This window comes from Escherichia sp. R1, from assembly GCF_003000935.1.
GTDB lineage: Bacteria > Pseudomonadota > Gammaproteobacteria > Enterobacterales > Enterobacteriaceae > Escherichia > Escherichia coli.
In genome coordinates this window covers 1-24475 of record NZ_PSRU01000032.1, presented here as the reverse complement: position 1 = coordinate 24475, position 24475 = coordinate 1, and the positions used below count along the sequence as shown (strand labels likewise).

At 52.4% G+C, this 24475-nt stretch carries 18 protein-coding genes and 5 pseudogenes; 5 read left to right on the top strand and 18 right to left on the bottom strand.

The genetic code is table 11. The features are described 5' to 3' along the window. Positions 1–129 precede the first annotated feature (129 nt). Positions 130–450: pseudogene (locus C4F37_RS25210) on the top strand (DapH/DapD/GlmU-related protein); the annotation flags it as partial. A gap of 120 nt (positions 451–570) precedes the next feature. On the opposite strand, the gene codA reads toward C4F37_RS25210, so the two are convergent. From codA to prpB, 6 genes are all read right to left on the bottom strand, one after another. Continuing rightward, positions 571–1854, bottom strand: coding sequence for a cytosine/isoguanine deaminase (codA, locus tag C4F37_RS25205; protein ID WP_001538353.1), 1284 nt, complete (start codon positions 1852–1854; stop codon positions 571–573). Continuing rightward, the gene (codB, locus tag C4F37_RS25200) at positions 1844–3103 is read right to left on the bottom strand and encodes a cytosine permease (protein WP_000076233.1); all 1260 of its coding nucleotides are present in this window, start codon (positions 3101–3103) and stop codon (positions 1844–1846) included. The genes codA and codB overlap by 11 nt, the downstream gene beginning before the upstream one ends. Positions 3104–3427: 324 nt before the next feature. Beyond that, on the bottom strand, positions 3428–5314 hold the full coding sequence (gene prpE / locus C4F37_RS25195) for a propionate--CoA ligase (RefSeq protein ID WP_001538352.1): 1887 nt from the start codon (positions 5312–5314) through the stop codon (positions 3428–3430). Positions 5315–5353: 39 nt separating this feature from the next. Continuing rightward, on the bottom strand, positions 5354–6805 hold the full coding sequence (gene prpD / locus C4F37_RS25190) for a 2-methylcitrate dehydratase (RefSeq protein ID WP_001538351.1): 1452 nt from the start codon (positions 6803–6805) through the stop codon (positions 5354–5356). Positions 6806–6838: 33 nt separating this feature from the next. Continuing rightward, positions 6839–8008 (bottom strand): bifunctional 2-methylcitrate synthase/citrate synthase, encoded by a 1170-nt coding sequence (gene prpC / locus C4F37_RS25185; RefSeq protein WP_001285909.1) that lies wholly within the window; start codon positions 8006–8008, stop codon positions 6839–6841. A gap of 159 nt (positions 8009–8167) precedes the next feature. After that, positions 8168–9058 carry a methylisocitrate lyase gene (prpB, locus tag C4F37_RS25180; protein WP_001538350.1) on the bottom strand — a complete coding sequence of 297 codons (891 nt, stop codon included), beginning with the start codon at positions 9056–9058 and terminating at the stop codon, positions 8168–8170. 238 nt (positions 9059–9296) lie between these two features. Between prpB and prpR the strand changes: the two genes are divergently transcribed. Beyond that, complete coding sequence (prpR, locus tag C4F37_RS25175; RefSeq protein WP_000941085.1) at positions 9297–10883, top strand: propionate catabolism operon regulatory protein PrpR; 1587 nt, start codon at positions 9297–9299, stop codon at positions 10881–10883. A 100-nt stretch (positions 10884–10983) separates the two neighbouring features. Here prpR and yahO read toward each other — a convergent pair whose 3' ends face one another. Further along, positions 10984–11259, bottom strand: a complete 276-nt coding sequence (gene yahO, locus C4F37_RS25170; protein WP_000691951.1) for a DUF1471 family periplasmic protein YahO — start codon at positions 11257–11259, stop codon at positions 10984–10986. A 146-nt stretch (positions 11260–11405) separates the two neighbouring features. Between yahO and C4F37_RS25165 the strand changes: the two are divergent. Beyond that, positions 11406–12080: pseudogene (locus C4F37_RS25165) on the top strand (LysE family transporter). 16 nt (positions 12081–12096) lie between these two features. Here C4F37_RS25165 and yahM read toward each other — a convergent pair. The 10 genes and pseudogenes from yahM to C4F37_RS25125 all read right to left on the bottom strand — a co-directional run bounded on the left by yahM (position 12097) and on the right by C4F37_RS25125 (position 21347). After that, a pseudogene (gene yahM / locus C4F37_RS25160) lies at positions 12097–12340 on the bottom strand (protein YahM). After that, on the bottom strand, positions 12310–12492 hold the full coding sequence (locus C4F37_RS28485) for a hypothetical protein (protein ID WP_438898100.1): 183 nt from the start codon (positions 12490–12492) through the stop codon (positions 12310–12312). The pseudogene yahM and the gene C4F37_RS28485 overlap by 31 nt, the downstream one beginning before the upstream one ends. 469 nt (positions 12493–12961) lie before the next feature. Then, positions 12962–14011, bottom strand: a complete 1050-nt coding sequence (gene yahK / locus C4F37_RS25155) for an NADPH-dependent aldehyde reductase YahK (RefSeq protein ID WP_001538349.1) — start codon at positions 14009–14011, stop codon at positions 12962–12964. A gap of 86 nt (positions 14012–14097) precedes the next feature. Further along, positions 14098–14172, bottom strand: a pseudogene (locus tag C4F37_RS28020) (hypothetical protein); the annotation flags it as partial. Between the two features lie 216 nt (positions 14173–14388). Then, positions 14389–15771 carry an amidohydrolase family protein gene (locus C4F37_RS25150; RefSeq protein ID WP_001538348.1) on the bottom strand — a complete coding sequence of 461 codons (1383 nt, stop codon included), beginning with the start codon at positions 15769–15771 and terminating at the stop codon, positions 14389–14391. Positions 15772–15780: 9 nt separating this feature from the next. Continuing rightward, positions 15781–16731: a carbamate kinase family protein gene (locus C4F37_RS25145; protein WP_000661659.1), complete on the bottom strand. Its 951-nt coding sequence runs from the start codon at positions 16729–16731 to the stop codon at positions 15781–15783. A gap of 153 nt (positions 16732–16884) precedes the next feature. Continuing rightward, positions 16885–18302 (bottom strand): annotated as a pseudogene (locus tag C4F37_RS25140) (oxamate carbamoyltransferase subunit AllG family protein). Beyond that, positions 18302–19849, bottom strand: a complete 1548-nt coding sequence (gene fdrA / locus C4F37_RS25135) for an acyl-CoA synthetase FdrA (RefSeq protein ID WP_001538346.1) — start codon at positions 19847–19849, stop codon at positions 18302–18304. Before fdrA ends, C4F37_RS25140 begins: the two are co-directional and overlap by 1 nt. Beyond that, positions 19839–20702, bottom strand: coding sequence for a DUF2877 domain-containing protein (locus C4F37_RS25130; RefSeq protein ID WP_001538345.1), 864 nt, complete (start codon positions 20700–20702; stop codon positions 19839–19841). The genes fdrA and C4F37_RS25130 overlap by 11 nt, the downstream gene beginning before the upstream one ends. A 39-nt stretch (positions 20703–20741) precedes the next feature. Continuing rightward, on the bottom strand, positions 20742–21347 hold the full coding sequence (locus C4F37_RS25125) for an ankyrin repeat domain-containing protein (protein WP_000153106.1): 606 nt from the start codon (positions 21345–21347) through the stop codon (positions 20742–20744). A 257-nt stretch (positions 21348–21604) separates the two neighbouring features. Here C4F37_RS25125 and C4F37_RS25115 point away from each other — a divergent pair, with 257 nt between their 5' ends. Next, positions 21605–22102 carry a DUF1097 domain-containing protein gene (locus tag C4F37_RS25115; protein ID WP_001013875.1) on the top strand — a complete coding sequence of 166 codons (498 nt, stop codon included), beginning with the start codon at positions 21605–21607 and terminating at the stop codon, positions 22100–22102. A gap of 91 nt (positions 22103–22193) precedes the next feature. After that, a complete protein-coding gene (locus tag C4F37_RS25110) occupies positions 22194–23126 on the top strand; it encodes a LysR substrate-binding domain-containing protein (RefSeq protein WP_001538344.1) in 933 nt (310 codons plus the stop codon). A gap of 41 nt (positions 23127–23167) precedes the next feature. Here C4F37_RS25110 and pdeL read toward each other — a convergent pair whose 3' ends face one another. Continuing rightward, a complete protein-coding gene (gene pdeL / locus C4F37_RS25105) occupies positions 23168–24256 on the bottom strand; it encodes a DNA-binding transcriptional activator/c-di-GMP phosphodiesterase PdeL (RefSeq protein WP_001295808.1) in 1089 nt (362 codons plus the stop codon). Positions 24257–24475 lie beyond the last annotated feature (219 nt).

Here is a 24475-nt window from a genome sequence, read left to right as displayed (position 1 = left end):
GCTTTATTGTAGGTGGGCCAGTTGGTGATTTTGAACTTTTGCTTTGCCACGGAACGGTCTGCGTTGTCGGGAAGATACGTGATCTGATCCTTCAACTCAGCAAAAGTTCGATTTATTCAACAAAACCCGATCGGTGATAACGTACTGATTGCACCCAACGTTACTCTTTCCGTTACGGGACACCCGGTACACCATGAATTGAGAAAAAACGGAGAAATGTACTCTTTTCCGATAACGATTGGCAATAACGTCTGGATCGGAAGTCATGTGGTTATTAATCCAGGCGTCACCATCGGGGATAATTCTGTTATTGGCGCGGGTAGTGTCGTCACAAAAGACATTCCACCAAACGTCGTGGCTGCTGGCGTTCCTTGTCGGATTATTCGCGAAATAAACGACCGGGATAAGCAATATTATTTCAAAGATTTTAAAGTTGAGTCTTCAGTTTAAATAAGCAAAATTACCTGATGCGCTCCGCTTATCAGGCCTACAATTTCAGTGATCTACGTAGGCCGGATAAGGTGTTCACGCCGCATCCGGCATAAACTACGCTCGCGGTAGCCCAGCCGATTACCGTTTGTAATCGATGGCTTCTGGCTGCTCCAGATATACGGTGGTTTGTGCCGGTTGTGTGCTGGCAATCACCTTACCGCCACGTACCGAATAACGTACCGGAACCTGACGGCGCAACGCATCAAACCCATTTTCAGCAGGCAGGATAATCAGGTTGGCGCTGTTTCCGGCGGCAATGCCGTAATCCTGCAAATTCAACGTCCTGGCGCTGTGGTGGGTGATTAAATTCAGGCCGTCGTTAATCTGCCCGTAGCCCATCAGCTGGCAAACATGCAGCCCCATATGCAGCACTTGCAGCATATTCGCCGTTCCCAGCGGATACCACGGATCGAAGACATCATCGTGACCAAAGCAGACGTTAATGCCGGTCTCCAGCATCTCTTTAACGCGCGTGATGCCGCGACGTTTTGGATACGTATCGAAACGTCCTTGCAGATGAATATTGACCAACGGGTTGGCGACAAAGTTAATACCGGACATTTTCAGCAAACGGAACAGGCGCGAAGTATACGCCCCGTTATAGGAGTGCATTGCCGTAGTATGGCTGGCGGTGACTCGCGCGCCCATGCCTTCACGGTGCGCCAGGGCAGCAACGGTTTCGACAAAGCGCGACTGCTCGTCATCGATCTCATCACAGTGAACGTCGATGAGACGGTCGTATTTTTGCGCCAGGGCGAAGGTTTTATGCAGCGACTCCACGCCGTATTCACGGGTAAATTCAAAATGCGGAATCGCCCCAACAACATCTGCCCCTAAGCGTAGCGCCTCTTCCAGCAACGCTTCACCGTTGGGATACGACAAAATCCCTTCCTGCGGGAAGGCGACGATTTGCAGATCAATCCACGGCGCAACTTCCTGTTTCACTTCCAGCATTGCTTTCAGCGCAGTCAGCGTTGCGTCCGAAACATCGACATGGGTACGCACATGCTGAATGCCGTTGGCAATCTGCCATTTCAGCGTTTGCCATGCGCGTTGTTTCACATCGTCATGAGTTAATAACGCTTTGCGCTCGGCCCAGCGTTCAATGCCTTCAAACAGCGTGCCGGACTGATTCCAGTTCGGTTGTCCGGCGGTTTGCGTGGTGTCCAGGTGAATATGCGGCTCCACAAACGGCGGTAAAACTAAACCTTGTTCGGCATCCAGGCTGTTTTCAGTTACGGGCATCACACCAGATTGCGTATCAATGGCGCTGATTTTTCCGTCGTGAAGATGAATCTGCCACAGCCCCTCTTTGCCGGGTAACCGGGCGTTAATAATTGCTTGTAAAGCATTATTCGACACTGTTAGCCTCCACATGCGTCATTGCTGCTGTCGTTTTACGATTCAAAATCGGGTTAAGGATCAGATAGCTCAGCGCGCCACCTAATACCGCGTTGACCGGAACAATTCCCGGTAACCAGTGGCCTGCGGCAATCCCCAGCGCGACAGCCAGAATCGCCACCCAATTGACACTCATCATACGCGTGGTCGCAAAGTGCTCATAGCGGCGACGGTTCATCAGATAATCAGCGATGATCACGCCGCCCACCGGAGGAATAGCTGCCGAAAGGAAGGTCAACCAGCCGACAAAATTGTTATACAGCCATAATGCGCAGACCGTACCGATAATACCGTTAATCACCGAAAGGGTTTTGCTCGACATACCGGTAATGTTGGCGAAACCTAAACCCGACGCATAGAGCGCGTTATCGTTGGTGGTCCAGATATTCAGCCCCAGCACCACAATCGCAGGCAGCAGCAGGCCCTGAGCAATCATCACATCAGAGATATCCGCCATCCCCAGTGCCGCCGCGCCCGCTGCACCGAAAATAAACATCAACGAGTTGCCGAGGAAAAAGGCCACCATCGCCACCAGCACCGCCAGTTTGGCATTACGACCAAACCGGACAAAGTCAGCGGTGAGCGTACCCGCACTGATGAATGACCCCACAACCAGCGCCAGCGCGACATTGAAATCTAACGGTTGTGCGGGAACGACCGCTTTTAATGCGTCCAGTCCGCCCATGCCGTTAACGGCCAACCACACGGAATAACCGCCAAGGCAGGCGATAGCCGGAACCGCAATCACCGAAAGAACTGTCAGCGCCGAAATGCCAAAGAAGACGGTGACGGTCATCAGTAAACCGGAGACGGCAATCAGCAAATTAATATCCAGCCCGGTTGCCTTGCCCACCGGAATAGCAAACATCGCCACGCCAACGCCAAACCAGCCAACCTGGGTGCCGCCCAGCAGCAGTGAAGGCAACCATGAGCCTTTAACACCAAACGAGAAGCGAGCAAGAAGATGGGTGGTCAGGCCGGTTTTTGCGCCAATGTAACCAAGAAATGAAGTGTAAATACCGAGGAGAAGATTACCGATGAGAACTGCGAGGAAGAAATCATGATAGCTAAGACCGGTTCCGAGAGTGCCGCCGGTCCACATACTGGCGGAAAAGAAGGTTAATCCCAGCATGACGAACGTCAATGCCAATACCCCTTTCCGCGCCGACTGCGGGACTGGCCCCTGGCTAAAGTTGTTATCTTGCGACACGAAATTCCCCCTTTTTGCTGTTTGAAACCCAAAAAATCCGCCGCATTCTATTCATCTGAAGATAAAAAGCAATCGTTTTCGTAGGGGGATATATTTCTTATATGAATGAGTACAAAAAGGCGGGGGAAACTTATCTGTGTAAAAACAGTGGGTAGGCATGATAAGACGCGTCAGCGTCGCATCAGGCATCTGCGCATGGTGTCGGATGCGGCGCGAGCGCCTTATCCGACCTACGGTTCAGGCCTGTAGGCATGATAAGACGCGTCAGCGTCGCATCAGGCATCTGCGCACGGTGTCGGATGCGGCGCGAGCGCCTTATCCGACCTACTCTTCCATCGCCTGGCGGATCTGATCCAACGACGCCGGATCATCAATGGTCGTCAGATCCCCAGGATCGCGTCCTTCGCAAATCGCCTGGATCGTGCGGCGCAGCATTTTTCCGGATCGCGTTTTTGGCAATTGCGAGACAAACCAGACGTGCGCCGGGCGGCCAAAGTTGCCAATCTGGCTGTCCACCAGCGCCATAATCGCCTTCTCTTGCGAGTGCGCCACCTCACGGTCTTCCAGACTGTCGCTCTCTTTCGGAATGACAAACGCCACCGCCACCTGCCCTTTCAGCGCATCTTTCACCCCAACCACCGCCACTTCGGCAACGCCCGGATGACTGGAGATACTCTCTTCAATCTCACGCGTACCCAGCCGATGTCCGGCAACGTTAATCACATCGTCAGTGCGCCCGAGAATAAAGTGATAACCGTCAGCATCGCGGATGCCCCAGTCAAAAGTGGCGTACACCGGACGGGAAAACAGCGACCAGTACGTCTTCACAAAGCGGTCGTCGTCGCCCCAGATGGTCTGAATACAGCCTGGCGGCAATGGCCCCTCCACTACCAGCATCCCTTTCTCATTGACGCCACACGGTTCGCCGGTGACTTCATTGAGCAACTGCACGTTATAGCCATACATCGGCACGCCGGGGCTTCCCAGACGCGTCGGCCTGTCATCCAGACCGCGAGCAATCGCCATAATCGGCCAGCCGGATTCGGTCTGCCAGTAGTTGTCGATGACCGGCACATCCAGCGTATTGCTCACCCAACTGGCGGTCGGCTCGTCCAGCGGTTCTCCAGCCAGATAGAGCACTTCCAGCGACGAAAGATCGTGTTTGCGAATTTCAGCGGTAGGGAATTTTTTCAGCACGCGAATGGCGGTCGGCGCTGAAAACATGCGGCTAACCTGATATTTCTCGACAATTTTCCACCACACGCCGCAGTCCGGCCAGGTCGGCAATCCTTCGTAAACGATAGTCGCCATCCCCGCCAGCAGCGGCGCGTAAACGATATACGAATGCCCTACCACCCAGCCGATATCCGAAGCACAAAAGAACACGCCGCCCGCTTTGCCGCCAAAAATGGTGTCCATCGAGGTCGCCAGCGCCACCGCATATCCGCCGACATCACGCTGCACACCTTTAGGTTTGCCGGTCGTGCCGGAGGTGTAGAGAATGCAGGAGGTTTCGTTGGATTCCAGCCATGCCACCGGCACCCGCGCGCCGATGTGCTGATGGCGCAACGACGCGAAATCGACATCCCGCCCGCTAACGCGCGCCATTTTCGCCAGCCCGCGATCCACCAGTAAAACGTGGCGCGGCTGATGCTGCGCCTGACTTATCGCATCGTCGAGTAATTTTTTATAGGGAATGATTTTGCCACCGCGCGCTCCGGCATCAGCCGAGACAATCAGCACCGGTTTAGCATCATCAATTCGCGCCGCCACGCTGTGCGAGGCAAATCCCCCAAACACCACCGAATGAATAGCGCCAATGCGCGCGCAGGCCAGCAGGGTAATATGCGCTTCGGCAATCATCGGCATATACACCAGCACCCGATCGCCACGCTGCACGCCCAGTGAGCGCAGCATTGACGCCACCGCATTCACTTCGTCATGCAGCTGGCGAAAGGTAAAGGTGCGCTCTTCTTCTGTTTCCGAAGAGACGGCAATCATCGCCAGCGCCTCTGGCTGTTTCTCCAGCCAGCGGTCGATAGCGTTGTGACACAAGTTGGTTCGGCCTTCACAAAACCAACGGGCAAACGGCGGATTGCTGTGATCGAGCGTTTGCGTAAAGGGCGTCTGCCAGTCAATACGCCGGGCCTGCTCGGCCCAGAACTGCTCCGGTTCGTTAATCGAACGCTGATAAAATTCGCTAAAAGACATAATGCTCTCCTGTTGAACTTACGCCTTACCGCCGTTTACTTAAATGACGTACAGGTCGAGATACTCATTGACCGGCATCTGTTCCAGGCGAGTTCTGTCGAGAGAAACCTCCAGAATGCGCTGCTGCTGGCGAGTCGGGAACTGGCGCGCGAGATTGATTTTGAATTTATCGACCAGCTTCGGAATGCCATCCTGACGGCGGCGAGCATGACCAATTGGGTACTCCACCACCACTTCTTCAAATCGCGTGCCGTCGGTGAACTCAAGGGTTATGGCATTGGCGATGGCGCGTTTTTCCGGGTCGTGGTAGTCAGCGGTAAACACCGGATCTTCAAAGCAATTGATCTTCTCGCGCAGGGCGTCGATGCGTTTATCTTGCGCAACGTTGTCCTCGTAATCTGCCGCCGTTAAGCGCCCGAACAGCAGCGGGATCGCCACCATGTACTGAATGCAGTGGTCGCGGTCAGCCGAGTTATTGAGCGGCCCTTTTTTGTCGATGATGCGAATACAGGCTTCGTGGGTGCGAATGGTCACTTTTTCGATATCCGCCGCCGTTTTGCCTGCTGCCTGCATCTGTTCATAGAGCGTCATCGCTGCTTCAACTGCCGTCTGGGAGTGGAACTCCGCCGGGAAGGAGATTTTGAACAGCACATTTTCCATCACGTAAGAACCATACGGGCGCTGGAAGCGGAACGATTCGCCTTTAAAGGAGACGTCGTAGAAGCCCCACACAGGCGCAGTCAGGGCTGACGGATAACCCATTTCGCCGGTTTTCGCCATCAGTGCCAGACGTACCGCGCGGGAAGTGGCATCGCCCGCCGCCCAGGATTTACGCGTACCGGTGTTCGGCGCATGGCGATAGGTGCGCAGCGACTGTCCGTCTACCCATGCCAGCGAAACGGCGTTGAGAATTTCCTCGCGGGTCAGGCCGAGCATTTCGGCGACCACGGCGGTGGAAGCCACTTTCACTAACAGAACGTGGTCGAGGCCGACGCGGTTAAAGGAGTTTTCCAGCGCGATGCAGCCCTGAATTTCATGGGCTTTGATCATTGCGGTCAGCACCTGTTTCATGGTCAACGGCGCTTTGCCGCTGGCGACCGCGTTGCGCGAAAGCCAGTCTGCCGTTGCCAGAATGCCGCCGAGGTTGTCGGAAGGATGCCCCCACTCCGCCGCCAGCCAAGTATCGTTGAAATCGAGCCAACGGATCATCGCGCCAATGTTAAATGCCGCCTGGACGGGGTCGAGCTGGAACTGAGTTCCGGGGACGCGCACGCCGTTAGGTACGACAGTGCCGGGGACAATTGGCCCCAGCAGTTTTTTACAGGCCGGGTATTCGAGAGCTTCAAGACCGCAGCCGAGCGTGTCGAGCAGGCAGTAATGTGCGGTCTCGTAGGCCACTCTGGAGCTGATTTCGTAGTTCATGACGTAATCGACGATATCAACGATTTCACGATCAAATTCCGGGCGGATGTTGTTGATTTGAGCTGACATTGGGTACGTTTCCTTATTGTTATTCGTAGAGGTTTACTGGCGCTTATCCAGCGCGACAAACTGGCGGTCTTCCGGTCCAACATAATTGGCGGAAGGACGGATAATTTTGTTGTCCTGACGTTGTTCGATAATGTGCGCCGCCCAGCCAGTGACGCGGGCGATAACAAACAGTGGTGTGAACATCTCGGTGGGAACACCCATCATGTTGTAGGAAACAGCGGAGAACCAGTCGAGATTGGGGAACATCTTTTTGCTCTCCCACATCACTGTTTCCAGGCGATCGGCGATGTTGTACATCTTCAGCGAGCCGCCTTCCTGCGAGAGCTGCTTTGCCACGCGTTTGATCACCTGGTGGCGCGGGTCGGCGATGGTATAAACCGGATGCCCAAAACCAATGACCACTTCTTTGTTTTCCACCCGCTTACGGATATCAGCTTCGGCTTCGTCCGGCGTTTCGTAGCGTTGCTGGATCTCCAGCGACACTTCATTCGCCCCGCCGTGTTTCGGCCCGCGCAGTGCGCCAATCGCGCCAATAATGGCGGAATACATATCAGAGCCAGTGCCCGCAATCACCCGGCTGGTAAAGGTGGAAGCGTTAAACTCGTGTTCGGCGTACAGCACCAGCGAGATATGCATCGCCTTTTCCCAGCTTTGCGACGGCTTTTCGCCGTGCAGCAGATGCAGGAAGTGACCGCCGATAGAGTCGTCATCAGTTTCCGGCTGGATGCGTTCGCCGTTGTGGCTGTAGTGATACCAGTAGAGAAGAATCGAACTAAGTGACGCCAGCAGTTTGTCGGCAATATCCCGCGCACCAGAAACAGTGTGCCCCTCTTTTTCTGGCAGCGTGCAGCCGAGCGCGGAAACGCCGGTGCGCATAACATCCATCGGGTGTGACGCCGCCGGTAAGGCTTCCAGCACGGTACGCACGTTAGCCGGTAAACCACGCAGGGCTTTCAGTTTCGTTTTGTAGGCGGCGAGTTCGTCACGGGTTGGCAGTTTGCCGTGGATCAGCAGGTGCGCCACTTCTTCAAATTCACAATGTTCCGCCAGATCAAGAATATCGTAGCCACGGTAATGCAGGTCGTTGCCGCTTTTACCCACGGTGCAGAGTGCCGTATTGCCCGCCGGAACGCCGGAAAGTGCCACCGATTTTTTCGGTTTAATGACATGGGTACTGTTTTGCAGGATCGTTGTGTCGCTCATATTGTCCTCGTCATTGTTATCATTTGTAGGGTCGAGATTGTTGTCGGATGCGACGCTATGCGTCTTATCCGACCTACAGTTCAGTTCACCTCGTAGGCCTGATAAGTCGCGTCAGCGGCGCATCAGGCATCGGTTGTCGAATACAACCAACGGGCGTTTTTATTTCACCTGACCACGGGCAAACAGGTCGTCGAGCTTCTCTTCGTACTGGTAGTAGTTGATGCTTTCGTACAGCTCGTTGCGGGTTTGCATGGTGTCGATGACGCTTTTCTGCGTGCCTTCCTGGCGCAGGACGTTGTAGACATGTTCAGCGGCGCGGTTCATGGCGCGGAAAGCAGAAAGGGGATACAGCGCCATTGCGACATGGGCGCTGCGTAATTCGTCGGTGGTAAACAGCGGCGTGGCACCAAATTCAGTAATGTTGGCAAGGATCGGCACCTGCACCGCATCGGCAAACTGGCGGTACATGGCGAGTTCGGTAATTGCTTCCGGGAACAGCATCTCGGCACCCGCTTCAACATAGGCCTCCGCTCGTTCGATTGCCGCATCCAGCCCCTCTACCGCCAGCGCATCGGTGCGCGCCATGATCACAAAATCAGGATCGGTTTTCGCATCCACCGCCGCGCGGATCCGATCCACCATCTCTTCTTTCGAGACGATCGCTTTATTCGGACGATGACCGCAGCGTTTCGCACCAACCTGATCTTCAATATGCAATCCTGCCGCACCGGCTTTAATCATTGATTTCACCGTACGCGCCACGTTAAAGGCTGAAGAACCAAAACCGATATCCGCATCCACCAGCAGCGGCAGCGAACAAACGTCGGTAATACGGCGAATGTCAGTCAGCACATCATCAAGAGTAGAAATACCGAGATCGGGCAGCCCCAGCGATCCTGCCGCCACGCCACCGCCGGAGAGATAAATCGCCTGATATCCGGCACGCTGCGCCAGCAGCGCATGGTTAGCGTTGATGGTGCCAACAATTTGCAACGGGGTTTCTTTGCTAAGTGCAGCGCGAAACGCTTTACCTGGAGAGTGTAGAGGCATAGCCCATCCTTTGTTATCAACTTGTTATTTGCGTTGATAAAGACAAGGCAAGGGGTGTGCCACAATTGACTGAATAAAATTAAATGTTTAATTTCAATTTGTTATAAATAAAGTCATGAAGTAATCCGCAAATATGCGTTTCAGTTAACGTTTCAAGCAATGTTTCACTGCGTTTCATTGCAACAATTATGAAACAAGACTAAACCCAATATTCGGTTTCTTAACTTTGCGGTGCGCTATGGCACATCCACCACGGCTGAATGACGACAAACCGGTTATCTGGACGGTATCTGTAACGCGGCTGTTCGAGTTATTTCGCGATATCAGCCTCGAGTTTGATCACCTGGCGAATATCACCCCTATCCAGCTTGGCTTTGAAAAAGCGGTGACCTACATCCGCAAGAAACTGGCAAGCGAACGCTGTGACGCCATCATTGCCGCTGGCTCTAACGGTGCGTACCTGAAAAGCCGCCTGTCAGTGCCAGTTATTTTGATTAAACCGAGCGGCTACGATGTGTTACAGGCACTGGCAAAAGCCGGAAAACTCACCTCTTCTATCGGCGTTGTCACTTATCAGGAAACTATTCCGGCGCTGGTGGCGTTTCAAAAAACCTTTAATTTGCGCCTCGACCAACGTAGCTACATTACCGAAGAAGACGCGCGCGGGCAGATTAACGAGCTGAAAGCTAACGGCACCGAAGCGGTGGTCGGCGCGGGGCTGATTACCGATCTGGCAGAAGAAGCCGGAATGACCGGAATTTTTATTTATTCCGCCGCCACCGTACGCCAGGCGTTCAGCGATGCGCTGGATATGACGCGCATGTCGTTACGCCATAACACTCACGATGCCACCCGCAACGCCCTGCGTACTCGTTACGTGCTGGGCGATATGCTCGGTCAATCACCACAGATGGAACAGGTGCGGCAGACTATTTTGCTGTATGCCCGCTCCAGTGCGGCGGTGTTGATTGAAGGGGAAACGGGGACGGGCAAAGAGCTGGCGGCCCAGGCGATTCATCGGGAATATTTTGCCCGCCACGATGCGCGACAGGGCAAAAAGTCACATCCGTTTGTTGCCGTTAACTGCGGGGCGATTGCCGAATCGCTGCTGGAAGCGGAGCTGTTTGGCTATGAGGAAGGGGCGTTTACCGGCTCGCGACGCGGAGGACGCGCCGGGCTGTTTGAAATCGCCCACGGTGGCACGCTGTTTCTTGACGAGATAGGCGAAATGCCGCTGCCGTTGCAGACTCGGCTGCTGCGGGTGCTGGAAGAAAAAGAGGTCACCCGCGTCGGCGGGCATCAGCCTGTTCCGGTGGATGTGCGGGTCATTAGCGCCACTCACTGCAATCTGGAAGAAGATATGCAGCAAGGGCAGTTTCGCCGTGACCTGTTTTATCGGCTGAGTATTTTACGCCTGCAACTGCCGCCGCTACGCGAGCGGGTGGCGGATATTCTGCCGCTGGCGGAAAGCTTTTTGAAAGTGTCTCTGGCGGCGCTCTCCGCCCCGTTTGCTGCCGCATTACGCCAGGGGTTACAGGCAAGCGAAACCATGCTGGTGCACTACGACTGGCCGGGCAATATTCGTGAACTGCGCAATATGATGGAACGACTGGCGCTGTTTTTAAGTGTGGAATCGACGCCGGATTTAACGCCGCAATTTTTGCAGCTGCTACTGCCGGAACTGGCACGCGAGTCGGCGAAGACTCCCATTCCAGGCTTGCTGACAGCACAACAGGCACTGGAGAAATTTAATGGCGATAAGACAGCAGCGGCGAATTATTTAGGTATCAGCCGAACGACGTTCTGGCGGCGGCTGAAAAGCTGAACTGCCGAATGCAGCGCGAACGCTTTATCCGGCATAAATTTCAATAGATGATGATCACCGATAAACTTACGCATCGGGGATGTTTACATAGGATTCAGAATTACTTCTTCTTATAAATATTTGCCGTGCCGTGGATCTTATTGTCAGTTTGACCAGAGGTCAGTACCAACACATCAGCCCCTTTTTCATCGGCTTTTTTGATCAAATCTTCTTTCGCATCTGCGGTCGACATTTCATTACTGGTTGAAATATCACCTATTTTTTCATATTGCGATGCAACCTTTTCAAATTCCGCTTTGGTCATTAATTCTGCGGCATAGACATTGGTAACGGCAAACGCTAACGCACCGACTAACATTTTAGAGATTATTTTCATATTACGGCTCCAGAGTTGTTATCACACTATCACCCACCCACATTATTGGGTTGATTAATAATTAGTTCAGTCAGGGCATAAACGCCAGTAACCGGAAATAAGACACTTTGTGATCTCTCTCGCACCCGATTATTTTTGGTAGAAATATGATGAAGTTACTTCACTTATTTATGGATGAAATCACTATGGATCCTTTGCACGCCGTTTACCTGACCGTAGGATTGTTCGTGATTACTTTTTTTAATCCGGGAGCCAATCTCTTTGTGGTAGTACAAACCAGCCTGGCTTCCGGTCGACGCGCAGGGGTGTTGACCGGGCTGGGCGTGGCGCTGGGCGATGCATTTTATTCCGGGTTGGGTTTGTTTGGTCTTGCAACGCTAATTACGCAGTGTGGGGAGATTTTTTCGCTTATCAGAATCGTCGGCGGCGCTTATCTCTTATGGTTTGCGTGGTGTAGTAGCATGCGCCGCCACTCAACACCGCAAATGAGCACACTACAACAACCGATTAGCGCCCCCTGGTATGTTTTTTTCCGCCGTGGATTAATTACCGATCTCTCTAACCCGCAAACCGTTTTATTTTTTATCAGTATTTTCTCAGTAACATTACATGCCGAAACACCAACATGGGCACGATTAATGGCCTAGGCGGGGATTGTGCTCGCATCAATTATCTGGCGAGTCTTTCTTAGTCAGGCGTTTTCTTTGCCCGCAGTGCGTCGTGCTTATGGGCGTATGCAACGCGTTGCCAGTTGGGTTATTGGTGCAATTATTGGTGTATTCGCGCTACGCCTGATTTACGAAGGGGTGACGCAGCGGTGAGCAGATAATTTACTCTCTACGTAATCAACCTGATTTGCCGAATCCCAACCATCGGCGATGATAGCCCCCGTAATGCGTGGTCCTTATTTCCGATAAGTTTACTTGAGTCTTTAGCTTCCCATTTCAGCCACTCTCCCCTGTGTGGGCTTTTTCATTGGTCTGACCCGTCCTGAATAGCCAAACAATGGCAATGTTCCACTTTGCAGGGATGATAATAAGGGGATCTGATTCAGAAAAGTTTTGAAAAGTTGTACCGCCATCGAGGCCTCGAACCCCGTACCATACAACAATCCTGGTTGTCGTCTGCTCTTCCTGATGAGCTAATGGCGGTTTTTGATATGAGCCTTACAACATATTTTCTGTCAGGCTTGAGTGCGATGCGTAAGATACAGAAAAGACCCCACACAAACATGATGGAATTATGATTTTTTTCATATGAATGTCAACCCACACATTCACAAAACATCTGTATGAGAACATTTTTTATACACCATATAGCTGTAAAACCACTGCTGGTGCTTTTTTAAGCGAAACTCCGCCGTTCACAACAAAATATCGGCGGAAAAGGAGGGGGAATGCCATTTGGCATACAGATATACAGATGAAATGATGACCTGCTTTGCGATTCACTCTCTGGTGGAATAACAACTTGCAGGTGGCTCTCTTAAATAAAAATAAACGTCGCAGATAATAAAGCTCTGATTAAACCAGACACTATCAGAAATCGCTCATAACTAACGTGTAAAGTAGTGGAGTTAATTTAACAATCTGAATTTACGCTATAGGTTTACCACTACTTTGATATTATTTCGCTCTCCTTAACTAAAAAGTTAAGTGGAGCGAAGTTAATATGTTAAACCACAGGATGTTTATTAATTTTTTCAGTCTGTTAGTGTGCGATTATCGATAACAAAACGATATTTCACATCACCACGCAGCATTCGCTCATAGGCTTCATTAATTCGATCGGCCCGAATCATCTCTATATCAGCCACGATGCCATGTTCGGCGCAAAAATCGAGCATCTCCTGAGTTTCTGGAATGCCGCCAATCATAGAACCAGCTATCGCGCGGCGTTTCATGATCAGGTTGAAAACTTCCGGCGATTTATGCGGTGTCGCAGGCGCACCAACCAGCGTTATGGTGCCATCGCGCTTCAGCAAGGTGGTAAAATCGTCGAGATTATGTGGCGCAGCTACTGTATTCAAAATGAAATCGAAACTCTTCACATGAGCCACCATCTCATCGGCATTGCGTGAGTTAACAACTTCATCGGCCCCCAGGGCTTTTGCCGCTTCGCGTTTTGACTCAGAAGTGGTAAATGCCACCACATGCGCCCCCATCGCGTGGGCCAGTTTAATCCCCATATGTCCCAGACCGCCGATGCCGACCACGCCCACTTTTTTACCCGGCCCGGCCTGCCAGTGGCGTAGCGGCGAGTACGTGGTGATTCCTGCACACAATAAAGGAGCCACCGCCGCCAACTGCTCTTGCGGGTGACGAATACGCAGAACATATCGCTCATGAACGACGATCTGTTGTGAGTAGCCGCCCAGAGTATGGCCCGGTTCATCCGGTGTCGGCGAGTTATAGGTGCCGGTCATGTGATCACAGTAGTTTTCCAGCCCGTCTTCACACTCTTCGCAATGTTTACAACTGTCGACAATGCAGCCGACACCGACCAGATCGCCCGGCGCATGTTTTTCTACCTGATCACCAACGGCTACCACGCGCCCCACAATTTCATGACCCGGCACGCAGGGGTAAACCGTCCCCGCCCACTCCGAACGGACCTGGTGGAGATCGGAATGGCAGACGCCACAGTAAGCGATTTCGATTTTGACATCATGCGGTCCCGGTTCACGCCGGGTGATATCCATCGGTTCAAGCGGTTGTTTAGCGGAATATGCACCAACAGCTTTGATCTTCATTGTGTTTACTCCTGATTAGCTATGTGTATTTGGCGATGCCTGATATGTCATCGCGGCAAAACGCGTCCATTGAATATAGCCAATATTTAAACCACCCGATCCAGCCCCAACATGCCGCGAGCCTGAATGAAACAGAGCAGCAACGTTCCCCATAAGGCGAGCGCCTATAAGTGTGATATTTGCTATCCGTAAAAGACAAAAATCGGCAAAACTGATGATATTTTCACGTAGACAAATAGTTATCTACACAACGTCAATAAGGGCATATTCTTCAAAGATAATGTCCATTTCTGCCAACACACTCATACTCAGGCCGCCCCACTCCCTGGGGCTTTAAATCTCTTACGATTCACCGTTGCAGGCGTTTCAAATGCGTATCAACCTGCCACACTTCCCCACACCAGTTGCCCTTTATGGAACGTCGCCGTTCTCGGCGAAATACGCGCCACCGCCTCGGCGGAACAGGAGGCGTCCACCAGCACAAAACTGGCGTCATCCTGCGCTTTAGGCCACACACGCTCGCCTTTTTCATTCAGCGGCAATATATCGCCAGTGGCTAAAAACAGCGAGCGGGAGAGGTTCTGTTCGTTAGGACGAATATAAAGCTGCGCGTACAGATTGGCTTTTTCCAGCATGTCGCCCAGGCCGTAAGGCGACCAGTGGTCGATAACGCTGTCGGTGCCGGTCATCACTTTTACGCCTTTGTCGTGCAGCTGTTTGAGCGGCATATGCAGCGTGCCAATCGGCACCGTCGAAGCGATCGAAATTCGCTGCGCCGCCATCCGGTGCGCCAGTTCATCTACCTGTTGTTCGTTGAGCGTTGCCAGCGCAAAGGCGTGGCTGATGGTCAGCTTGCCCTTCAGCTGTGGCGTTTTCTCCACTGTTTCAACCATATAATTGATGGCTGCCACGCCTGCCGGCGTGGTTTCGTGCAGGTGAATATCGACGCCTTTGTCATAGTCCAGCGCAATCTGGAACATGGTGTCGAGGGATTTTTCCATCGCGCCATCAACACTGGTCGGGTCCAGCCCGCCGACGTAATGCGCCCCCGCCTGCATCGCTTCGCGCATTAAGGATTCCGATTTCGACAGCAGCAAACCGTGCTGCGGAAAGGCGACGATTTCACACTTGAAGCCCGCCTGACGTCGCGCCAGCACCGCCTGCAAATTTTGCAGATTTTTCAGGCCGGAAACCGGTTCGATATTGCAGTGGCTGCGGGCAATGGTGGTGCCTTTCGACTGCAATAAATCGATCAGTTTTTCCGCCCGTTCCTGCGTGTACGGTTGCAGTTCCGGCAGCATTTTCTGCTCGAGTTTGATCATGTCCTGGATAGTGGTGCCTGCCGGACGATTGAGCGAGCGCCACGGCCCGCCGTAGAAGGTTTTGTCGAGATGAATATGCATGTCGCGGGTGGTGGGCAGCATCAGCTTACCGCCAGCGTCATAGTGCGGCAGCGTGGCGTCCGGATGCTGCTTGTTCTCGCGCAGGGCAACAATTTTACCGTTCTGAATTTCCACAGTCTGGCGCGCCGTGCGGGTCTGCACCGCCACGCCATTTTCGTAGTCAAAACCGGTTTCCAGCAGCACGTTATCGAGATAGTAATGCGGGTCAGTGATTTTCATGGTGTTGTTCGCTTCGCAGTTTAGGGTGCCAGCTCCCCCCGCATGGGCGAGCGGCACTGAGGGACCAAACAGCGCGGCGGCGGTAACCATCTTACCGCTCTGGCTCAGAAATTCACGGCGGCTATTGTTTTCTTTCATCTTACGTCCTTAGGTTTTAATAATATGGGTGCCCGTTTCGCCGCGTAGCGCCGCAGGCAGGCATTCCGGCGTGGTGATAATCACTTCTTTGCCGCCTTGTTCCAGGAACGTCAGGCTGGCGATGATTTTTGGCAACATGCTGCCAGGTGGGAAATGCCCTTCCTGCATATAGCGGGTCATGGTGGCAATATCTACGCGATCCAGCGCCTGCTGCTGCGGTTTGCCAAAGTGAATACACACTTTTTCGACGCCAGTGGTGATCACCAGAATGTCGGCGTGAATTTCGCGAGCCAGTAGCGCGGTAGAGAGATCTTTGTCGATAACCGCGTCCACGCTTTGGTAATCTCCCGCTTCGGTGCGCACCACAGGAATTCCACCGCCGCCCGCGCCAATCACCACAAAGCCTTGTTGGATCAGCGCCTTAATGGCAGGTGCTTCGACAATACGTTTCGGTTCCGGCGAGGCGACCACGCGGCGATAGCCCCGTCCGGCATCTTCAACAAAACGCCAGTCAGGGTTTGCCTTTTGTAGTTCGTCACGCTGGCTTTCACTAAAGAATTCGCCGATGGGCTTGGTGGGATGGGCAAACCCCGGATCGTTTTTATCCACTTCCACCTGAGTCACCACGGTGACGGCTTTTTTCTCGCCGTGACGCGCCAGTCGGTTGTTCAGCGCCTGCTGGATCAGATAGCCAATGCCACCTTGCGTATCCGCCACACAGTTCGCCAGCGGCGTTAAGGGCAGCCCTTCGCGCTCGTGGGCAATCTCCGCGCGGCGTAAATCCAGCCCGACCTGCGGCCCGTTGCCGTGGGTCAGCACAATGTCGTAATCGGAAGCCAGCATTTCCAGCACCGTATCGGCCACGGCTTTCACCGCCTCCGCCTGATGCTCAATCGACTGGCTGGCGTTATCTTTGATAATGCTGTTGCCACCAATGGCAACGACCACAAGTTCTTTCATGTTGTTATGTCCGCGACAGAGGGTGATGGGGTTATGACCAACGCCAGACTGCCTGATGCGCTACGCTTATCAGGCCTACAGATTCTTGCGCCACTCGTAGGCCGGATAAGGCGTTCACGCCGCATCCGGCAGAAACAACGCGCACTTTACAGATCAGACGCCGTAACGTTCGCACCAGCCAAAAATGGCTTTCTCGAAGCAGGCGAAGGGTGGATGCACAATGCCCGCGCCAATCATGCCGACGCCCGCATCTTTATGGGCGATGGCGGTGTTGATCACTGGCAGAATGCCGCTGCTACCCACGCGGGTGATGTCGATTGCCGACGGCACGCCCATAAAACCGAGCAGCGGAATGGTGACGTTGGGGTTTTCGCCAAGGGTGATTTCACGCATCTGACGGGAGAAATCGATAGCCTCTTCCACCGTGCCCCCCACCAGCGCGACGATCGCGGGCGCGGTCGCCATCGCAAATCCGCCAATACCGTAGGTTTCGGTGATGGCGCTGTCGCCAATATCCAGCCCTGAATCTTCCGGCTTATAACCGGCAAACATCGGGCCGATGACCTGCTGCGCCGGGCCGGTAAACCACTGCCCCGGCAGGCCGCTGACCCGCAGGCCGAACTCGACGCCGTTACGCGCCATGGTGGTCACCACGGTGCTGTATTCGATGCCGTGCGCCGCATCCATCGCCGCTTTACACATCGCCATCCACGTCGGGCCGGAGAAGTAGTCGCTGCTGGCGACAAACTCAAACACTTCGCGCTGTTGCTCGACGGAATAACCTGCCTGAATAATCCCCGGCGTCAGCGCCTGAATCAGCAGCGTCGTCCCGGCGTTATTGCGGTTATGGCATTCATCGCCCATATGCAGCGCCTGCGCCAGCATTAAGCGCAGATCGATTTCGCCGATAATTTTCATCGCGTCGCGCAGCATGGGTCCCTGCACATCGCGCATCCAGTTGAGGCGGTCGATCACGCTCTGGTCGTTAGCGCCCATACGCAAAATCTTCGCCATCTGCTCGCTCATGTTGGTATAAGCGATGTTGCCATAGGTTTTGTTTTTCACGATGTGCATAAACATCGAGGCCGAGGTGACGCCCGCCATCGATCCCACGCAGTCATGCTCGTGGCACGGCGAGAAGGTGATCTCCCCGGAAGCCGCCAGTTCAGCCGCCTCGTCGAGATCTTTCGCCAGTCCTTCGAACACCAGCGCCCCGGTGACCGCGCCTTTCATCGCGCCGCACATTTTTTCCCAGGTAACCGGCGGCCCGGCGTGAAGAATGGTTTTCGCCGTCATGCCCGGCACCACATTAATCGCCTGATCAAAACCAATCAGCACCGGATGCGACTGGATAATGCGCTCCAGCGCCTGCTGGTTAGCGGCGGCGATTTTGTCTGCCAGCGGCGAATCGGCAATGTTATCCAGCGCCTGCACCACCTGCATATTGCCCTGCCCCGCGGCGTCCAGTCGAGTTGGGTCACTTCTACATGCTGCTTTTTCAGATCATCGCTAAACATGGCGATACCGACGTTAATAACGTTCAACGGTTGGCTAAACAGTGACTGGCTCATCAGGCTTCCTCCCCTTTGCAGATAAATTCACGCGCCAGCAATCCGGTATTGGTGCTGCTGCTCGCCAGAATCACTCCGGCATCAAGCAGCATCTGGCTTTGTTGTTCTAATGATGGCGTATCGAGATCGGTGCCCAGCACATAGGCGAGAATGATCAACTCGCGTCCTTCGGCAGCGGCGATCGCTTTCGCTTCTTTGATCGCCTCGATGGTGGAACCGACCGGATCTTCATGCGATCCAAATCCGAGCACAAAATCCATCACGATCACCGCCACTTCTGGATCGCGCGCTTCTTCGATCAAGCGGCTGATACGGTTGGTCGGGTCAATCATTGGATGCGGCTTGCCGTTGGTGAAGTCATCATCGCCAAAATCGAGGAAGGTGTGTTTGATGCTGCGGTTGATATCTTGCAGGCGGAATTCAGGATCGGGCTGGATATTGCTGTAGACATCGCCATGTTTTTCCATCACCGCGAACAGGGTTTCGTCACACAGCGTACCGCCGCAGAACAGACCACGAATGTATTTCTGCTGCGGTTGCAGACGCGCCCGCACATCCGCAATCAACGGCTGGTTAAGCGTATGCAGGTCGAGATGTTCTTGTTTCACGCCGGAGAGCATCACCGCTTTCAATGCCGCCTCTTTGCTGCCGCGAGCAAACTGTAGCCCCTGCTCATCCACTGACGTTTCGCCACGACCGAGGAAGCAGGCCACCACTGGCTTGCGGCAGGCGCGTGCGCGTTCCAGCACTTTGCGAGCCACCGCAGGCGCAGGCGGTTTGGAGATAAGCACAATGATTTCAGTTTGCGGATCGTTTTCCAGCATCCCGATGGCATCGAGCATCATCAGGCCACCGATTTTCTCGCTCAGGTCGCGCCCGCCGGTGCCGATCAGTTGTGAAACGCCGCCACCAAATTCATGGATACGGACGCTCAATTCCTGGCTGCCGGTGCCAGATGCGCCAACAATACCGATGTTGCCGCGACGCACGGCGTTACCAAAGCAGAGTGCCGCGCCGTTGATAATCGCCGTGCCGCAGTCTGGCCCCATCATCAGCAGCCCTTTTTCATGGGCCAACTGTTTGAGCGCCAGTTCATCTTCAGCTGAGACATTATCGGAAAACAGCATCACGTTGAGGTCATTTTGCAGCGCCTGACGCGCTTCGCGAGCGGCAAACAGACCGTTGACCGAAATCACTGCCAGGTTACTTTCCGGGATATGCTTTTTGGCGCTGGCAATAGTGGCGTAACGCGCCTCGTGCGAGCCGCTTTGCGCTTTGGTGTTGAACAGTTCTTCAATCTCCGCCAGCAACTGCTCGTTGTCCACACCCGATTTACCATTGATGACAATCATCAGGTCGCCGTTTTTCGCCTGCTCCAGCTCCGGCGTCAGCAGTCCTAAATTCTTCAACACGCCTTTGTTCATTTCGGTCGCCATCGCCACAAATGCCTGCTCGACGCCGTCGAGTTTATTTGCACGCGTGGAGATAGACATCAGCGAGACAGAATCAAAATAGGTATTCGGTTTAATGACTATTTTAACTGACATAATTCCCTCCGTAAGTTTGACTCAGCGCACAACCATCGGCCATGCCATACAGCATGTCGCAGCCGGAACTGGAGCCAATATGTTTAATTTTTTCTATTGCCTGAGTTGCGTTCCCAGGGATGTCATAAATAATGTTGTGAATAAAACGATGAATATTTTCCCGGCAGCGTTGTTGTAATGCGGCTTCCAGCGTGATGGCACTTAATAACGTGGTATTATTTCTGCCGCGTTGCAGACCGAGATAAAATTCCTCTTTGTATTTTTCCGCCGGATGTCCGGGAAGAAATAAAATAAGCGCCAGACCTGTTAAATAATCGTCGGCTGATGGCGTAAGGCCAATCCCTAAGCCCATCATACTGGCGACCGCTACGGCGATATTTTGTTTATCGTTTACGGCCTGAATAACTGCCCGACGTTTAATATGTAGTTCTTTATTTAACGCCTGATAAAACGGATTATCGCCGCGATAATTAAACAGGGTTTCATTTTCCCCCAGGTGCTGATGAATAATGTCGTGCCACTGTTGCCAGGCGATAAGGTGAAAATTCAGAGCGGTCATTTGCATGGTTGGGGACAGCCAACGCTGGCAATGACTCATCTCTATATGATGATGTTGACCAATCGTAATGCCTTGATCGTCAAACTGAACCTTATCACCATGCCGGAACAGACCATTAAAGTGAGTGAGTGCCAACCGACAACTGTTAGGCGCATTGTCGTACTCTTCACAAAGCAGCGTCAGCAACTGCTGGCGAGCCGGGAGTACGATATTTACCGCTCTGGCAAAGACCTGTTCAACCTGTCCTTGCCCCCGCTGCGCCAGAAAATCAGCATCCGCAGTTAGCGCCCACACACACCGTTTTTCTGGTGTGTTGATAACAAGCCTCCCGGTTTATGCACCTGCGGCGATCAGCAACTGCGCAATCTCTTCAAAGCCCCGTTCCCGCGCCAGTTCCAGCGGCGTTTTGCCATATTTATCGGTCAGATGCGGGCTGGCACCGTGTTCCAGCAATAACTGGACAATCGCCTGCTGTTTAATCCCGCCATCGTTAAGCACAATCGCTTCCAGCAACGGTGTCCAGCCAACATGGTTAGTCTGGTTAACGTTAATCTCCGTATTTGCCAAAAGCTCTTTTACAATACTTAAATGGCCTTTTTCACAGGCAGGCGTCAGGCCGACACCGCCAAAACGGGTTACGCAATTAAGATCGGGTTTAGCCGGTAAAATAATTCGTAGTAGCGTTAAATCATCGTTCAGACAGCTCATTAAAAAAGGATTTAAACAGGTATGATCTTGTTTATTAATATTCGCTCCGGCGTCAATTAATGCCTGAACGCAAGCATATTGCTGATATAAACTTGCCAGCGTAATTGCCGTTTTCCCCTGACGATCGCAGGTATTAATATCGACACCCAGCGCAAGGCAGGTTTTTACTTTATCGATATCACCCTGTTGCGCAGCCAATAAATAGTCTGCAGGTAGATTTTTTATAGTCATTCACATTCACCTGGTTTTTGTGGCTGTTTTCGATGAATTGAGAATAGCAACGATAATCTGATAAAAGAACCCGCTTAAATTTAATTCGCCGTATTTCGCCTTTTTGTTGAATGATGTTCAACAATCTTTTCGCCGTGTGCGGTAGTGCAATATTTGTTTCTTTGACCCGATACCCTTTCACTCAATCAGGTTTTATTTCTCTATAGTCTGCACATGTAAGAGTAGCTTTCGTCCATGTCTAACCAGAGGGGAACAAGATGAACGGACTCACGGCAACGGGTGTCACCGTCGGTATTTGTGCAGGGCTTTGGCAGTTAGTGTCTTCACATGTCGGGCTCTCTCAGGGATGGGAATTATTAGGAACCATTGGCTTCGTCGCCTTTTGCAGTTTTTATGCCGCAGGCGGCGGTAAATCGGGGTTTATCAGAAGCCTGGCGGTTAATTATTCCGGGATGGTGTGGGCGTTTTTCGCCGCGCTGGCTGCCGGTTGGCTGGCCCCGGTGAGTGGGATTTCCGGGGTCTGGGCGAGCGTAATTACGACTGTACCCTTCTCGGCGGTGGTGGTCTGGCAAGGGCGTTTCTGGTTACTGTCTTTTATTCCCGGGGGCTTTCTCGGCATGACGCTATTTTTTGCCAGCGGGATGAACTGGACGGTGACATTACTGGGTTTTCTGGCGGGTAACTGCGTGGGGATAATTTCAGAATATGGCGGACAAAAATTAAGCGAAGCGACGACTAAACGCGACGGGTATTAAAAGTTATTCAAAAATGATTACCCATCTTTAATTGATACCTCTACAGTTATGCCTGGAGAAATTCATATTAGATAATGGCGGGAATGGTTTAATGAACTCAATTTTTACCGAAGAGAATCTGTTGGCATTTACTACCGCTGCGCGTTTTGGCAGCTTCAGTAAAGCCGCAGAAGAGTTGGGTTTAACCACTTCCGCCATTAGCTACACCATTAAACGTATGGAGACGGGGCTGGATGTGGTGCTGTTCACTCGCAGTACCCGCAGCATTGAGTTAACGGAGTCCGGGCGTTATTTTTTCCGCAAAGCTACCGACCTGCTGAATGATTTTCACGCCATTAAACGCAGTATCGATACTATTTCGCAGGGCATAGAAGCGCGTGTGCGCATTTGTATTAATCAGCTGCTTTATACGCCCAAACACACCGCGCGCTTATTACAGGTGCTGAAAAAGCAGTTTCCTACCTGCCAGATTACCGTGACGACCGAAGTGTATAACGGCGTCTGGGATGCGATTATTAATAATCAGGCAAATATCGCCATCGGCGCGCCCGACACGCTGCTGGACGGCGGCGGCATTGATTACACGGAGATTGGCGCGATTCGCTGGGCTTTTGCCATCGCCCCGGATCACCCATTAGCCTTTGTGCCGGAGCCGATCGCCGAAAGCCAGCTGCGTCTCTACCCTAATATCATGGTGGAGGACACCGCGCATACGATTAATAAAAAAGTGGGCTGGTTGCTGCATGGGCAGGAGTCAATTCTGGTGCCAGATTTCAACACCAAATGTCAGTGCCAGATTTTAGGTGAAGGAATTGGTTTTTTGCCGGATTACATGGTCCGTGAGGCGATGGCGCAATCCTTGCTGATTACCCGACAAATCCATAACCCGCGCCAGGATTCACGCATGTTACTAGCAACCCAGCACTCTGCCACCGGTCAGGTGACGCAGTGGATTAAAAAACAATTTGCGCCAAATGGCATATTAACGGGGATCTATCAGGATTTACTGCATCGGGAGAATTAATCGCTGCCAACCTCCCGATGCGCTGTGAATAGCGGTTTACATCAACCACCTGCTTTCATTACCCATTCAGAGATAAATTTATTACCCGGTACTGGCGGAGAGTACAAATAGCCCTGTAAAAAGTGAACGCCTTTACCGATCATTAAATCCGCCTGCTCCTGGGTTTCTACCCCTTCCGCCACGATACTCAAACCAGGCTTACGCGCCAGTTCGACAATATTGTCCACAATATGACCGGAGATTTCGTCGACACTCGCCATTTGCACAAACGACTTGTCAATTTTAATAAAATCGACCGGGAACGCCTGCAAGTAACGATAGGTCGCATAACCCGTACCAAAGTCATCCAGCGCAAAGGTAATATTGTGCTGATGAAGGCTGTCAAATATCGCTCTGGCTTCTGGCGTTACCGGAATAGGATTACGTTCCGTCAGCTCAAGAACCAGCTTGATTTTATCGTTACCTAATTTCTTAACCAGGTTCAGACACTCTTTTTCAAATCCCGCAGCCAAAAAACAGCCCGCCGAGACGTTGATACCAATATGGAAATTGTCCGGCAGCAAATGTTTTACCGGCATCAGAATATCCGCAGTCTGTTTCATCAGCTGGCGAGTCATTATGACAATAAGACCGGATGACTCCGCCAGAGGAATAAACTGATCCGGTGGGATCATTCCCGTTTGTGGATGTTCCCAGCGGACAAGCACTTCACAGCCTGTCAGTACCCCAGTCTGCGCGCAGAAAACCGGTTGGATCCACGGTTTAAACTCGTGGTTTTCCAACGCCAGACTGATGGCTTCAGGCGTGACGATATGGTGATAGTGATTATCATTAATATATTTGTGACTATTATTACCCGTAGCGGATATGATCTCCGGATTGTACTGAAAGAAAATATCCCGCCAGAAAGTAATATCGCTCTGAATCCCCAGTTTCTCAAAGAGCTGTTTCTTTTGATGTGAAATGGTCTTTGCACTGCGATTTCTGTACTGTGATATTTCTGTTACAGACATTCCCTGCATCAGCAGCTTGAGTAGCAGTCGTTCTTTCTCGGATACGCTACCAGGCAATGACAAATGAACCGTTGTACCGAACTCTTGCAGAAAAACACGAAAATCACATGAATTCATGAACACACCTTTTATCTTTTATCGCTGTTCAGTATGAGTGATTACCTGTGGATTCCTGAGCACACATAAGGGGTAACCATAAACATTAGCGATAGACTGGCCCCCTGAATCTCCAGACAACCAATATCACTTATTTAAGTGATAGTCTTAATACTAGTTTTTAGACTAGTCATTGGAGAGCAGATGATTGATGTCTTAGGACCGGAGAAACGCAGACGG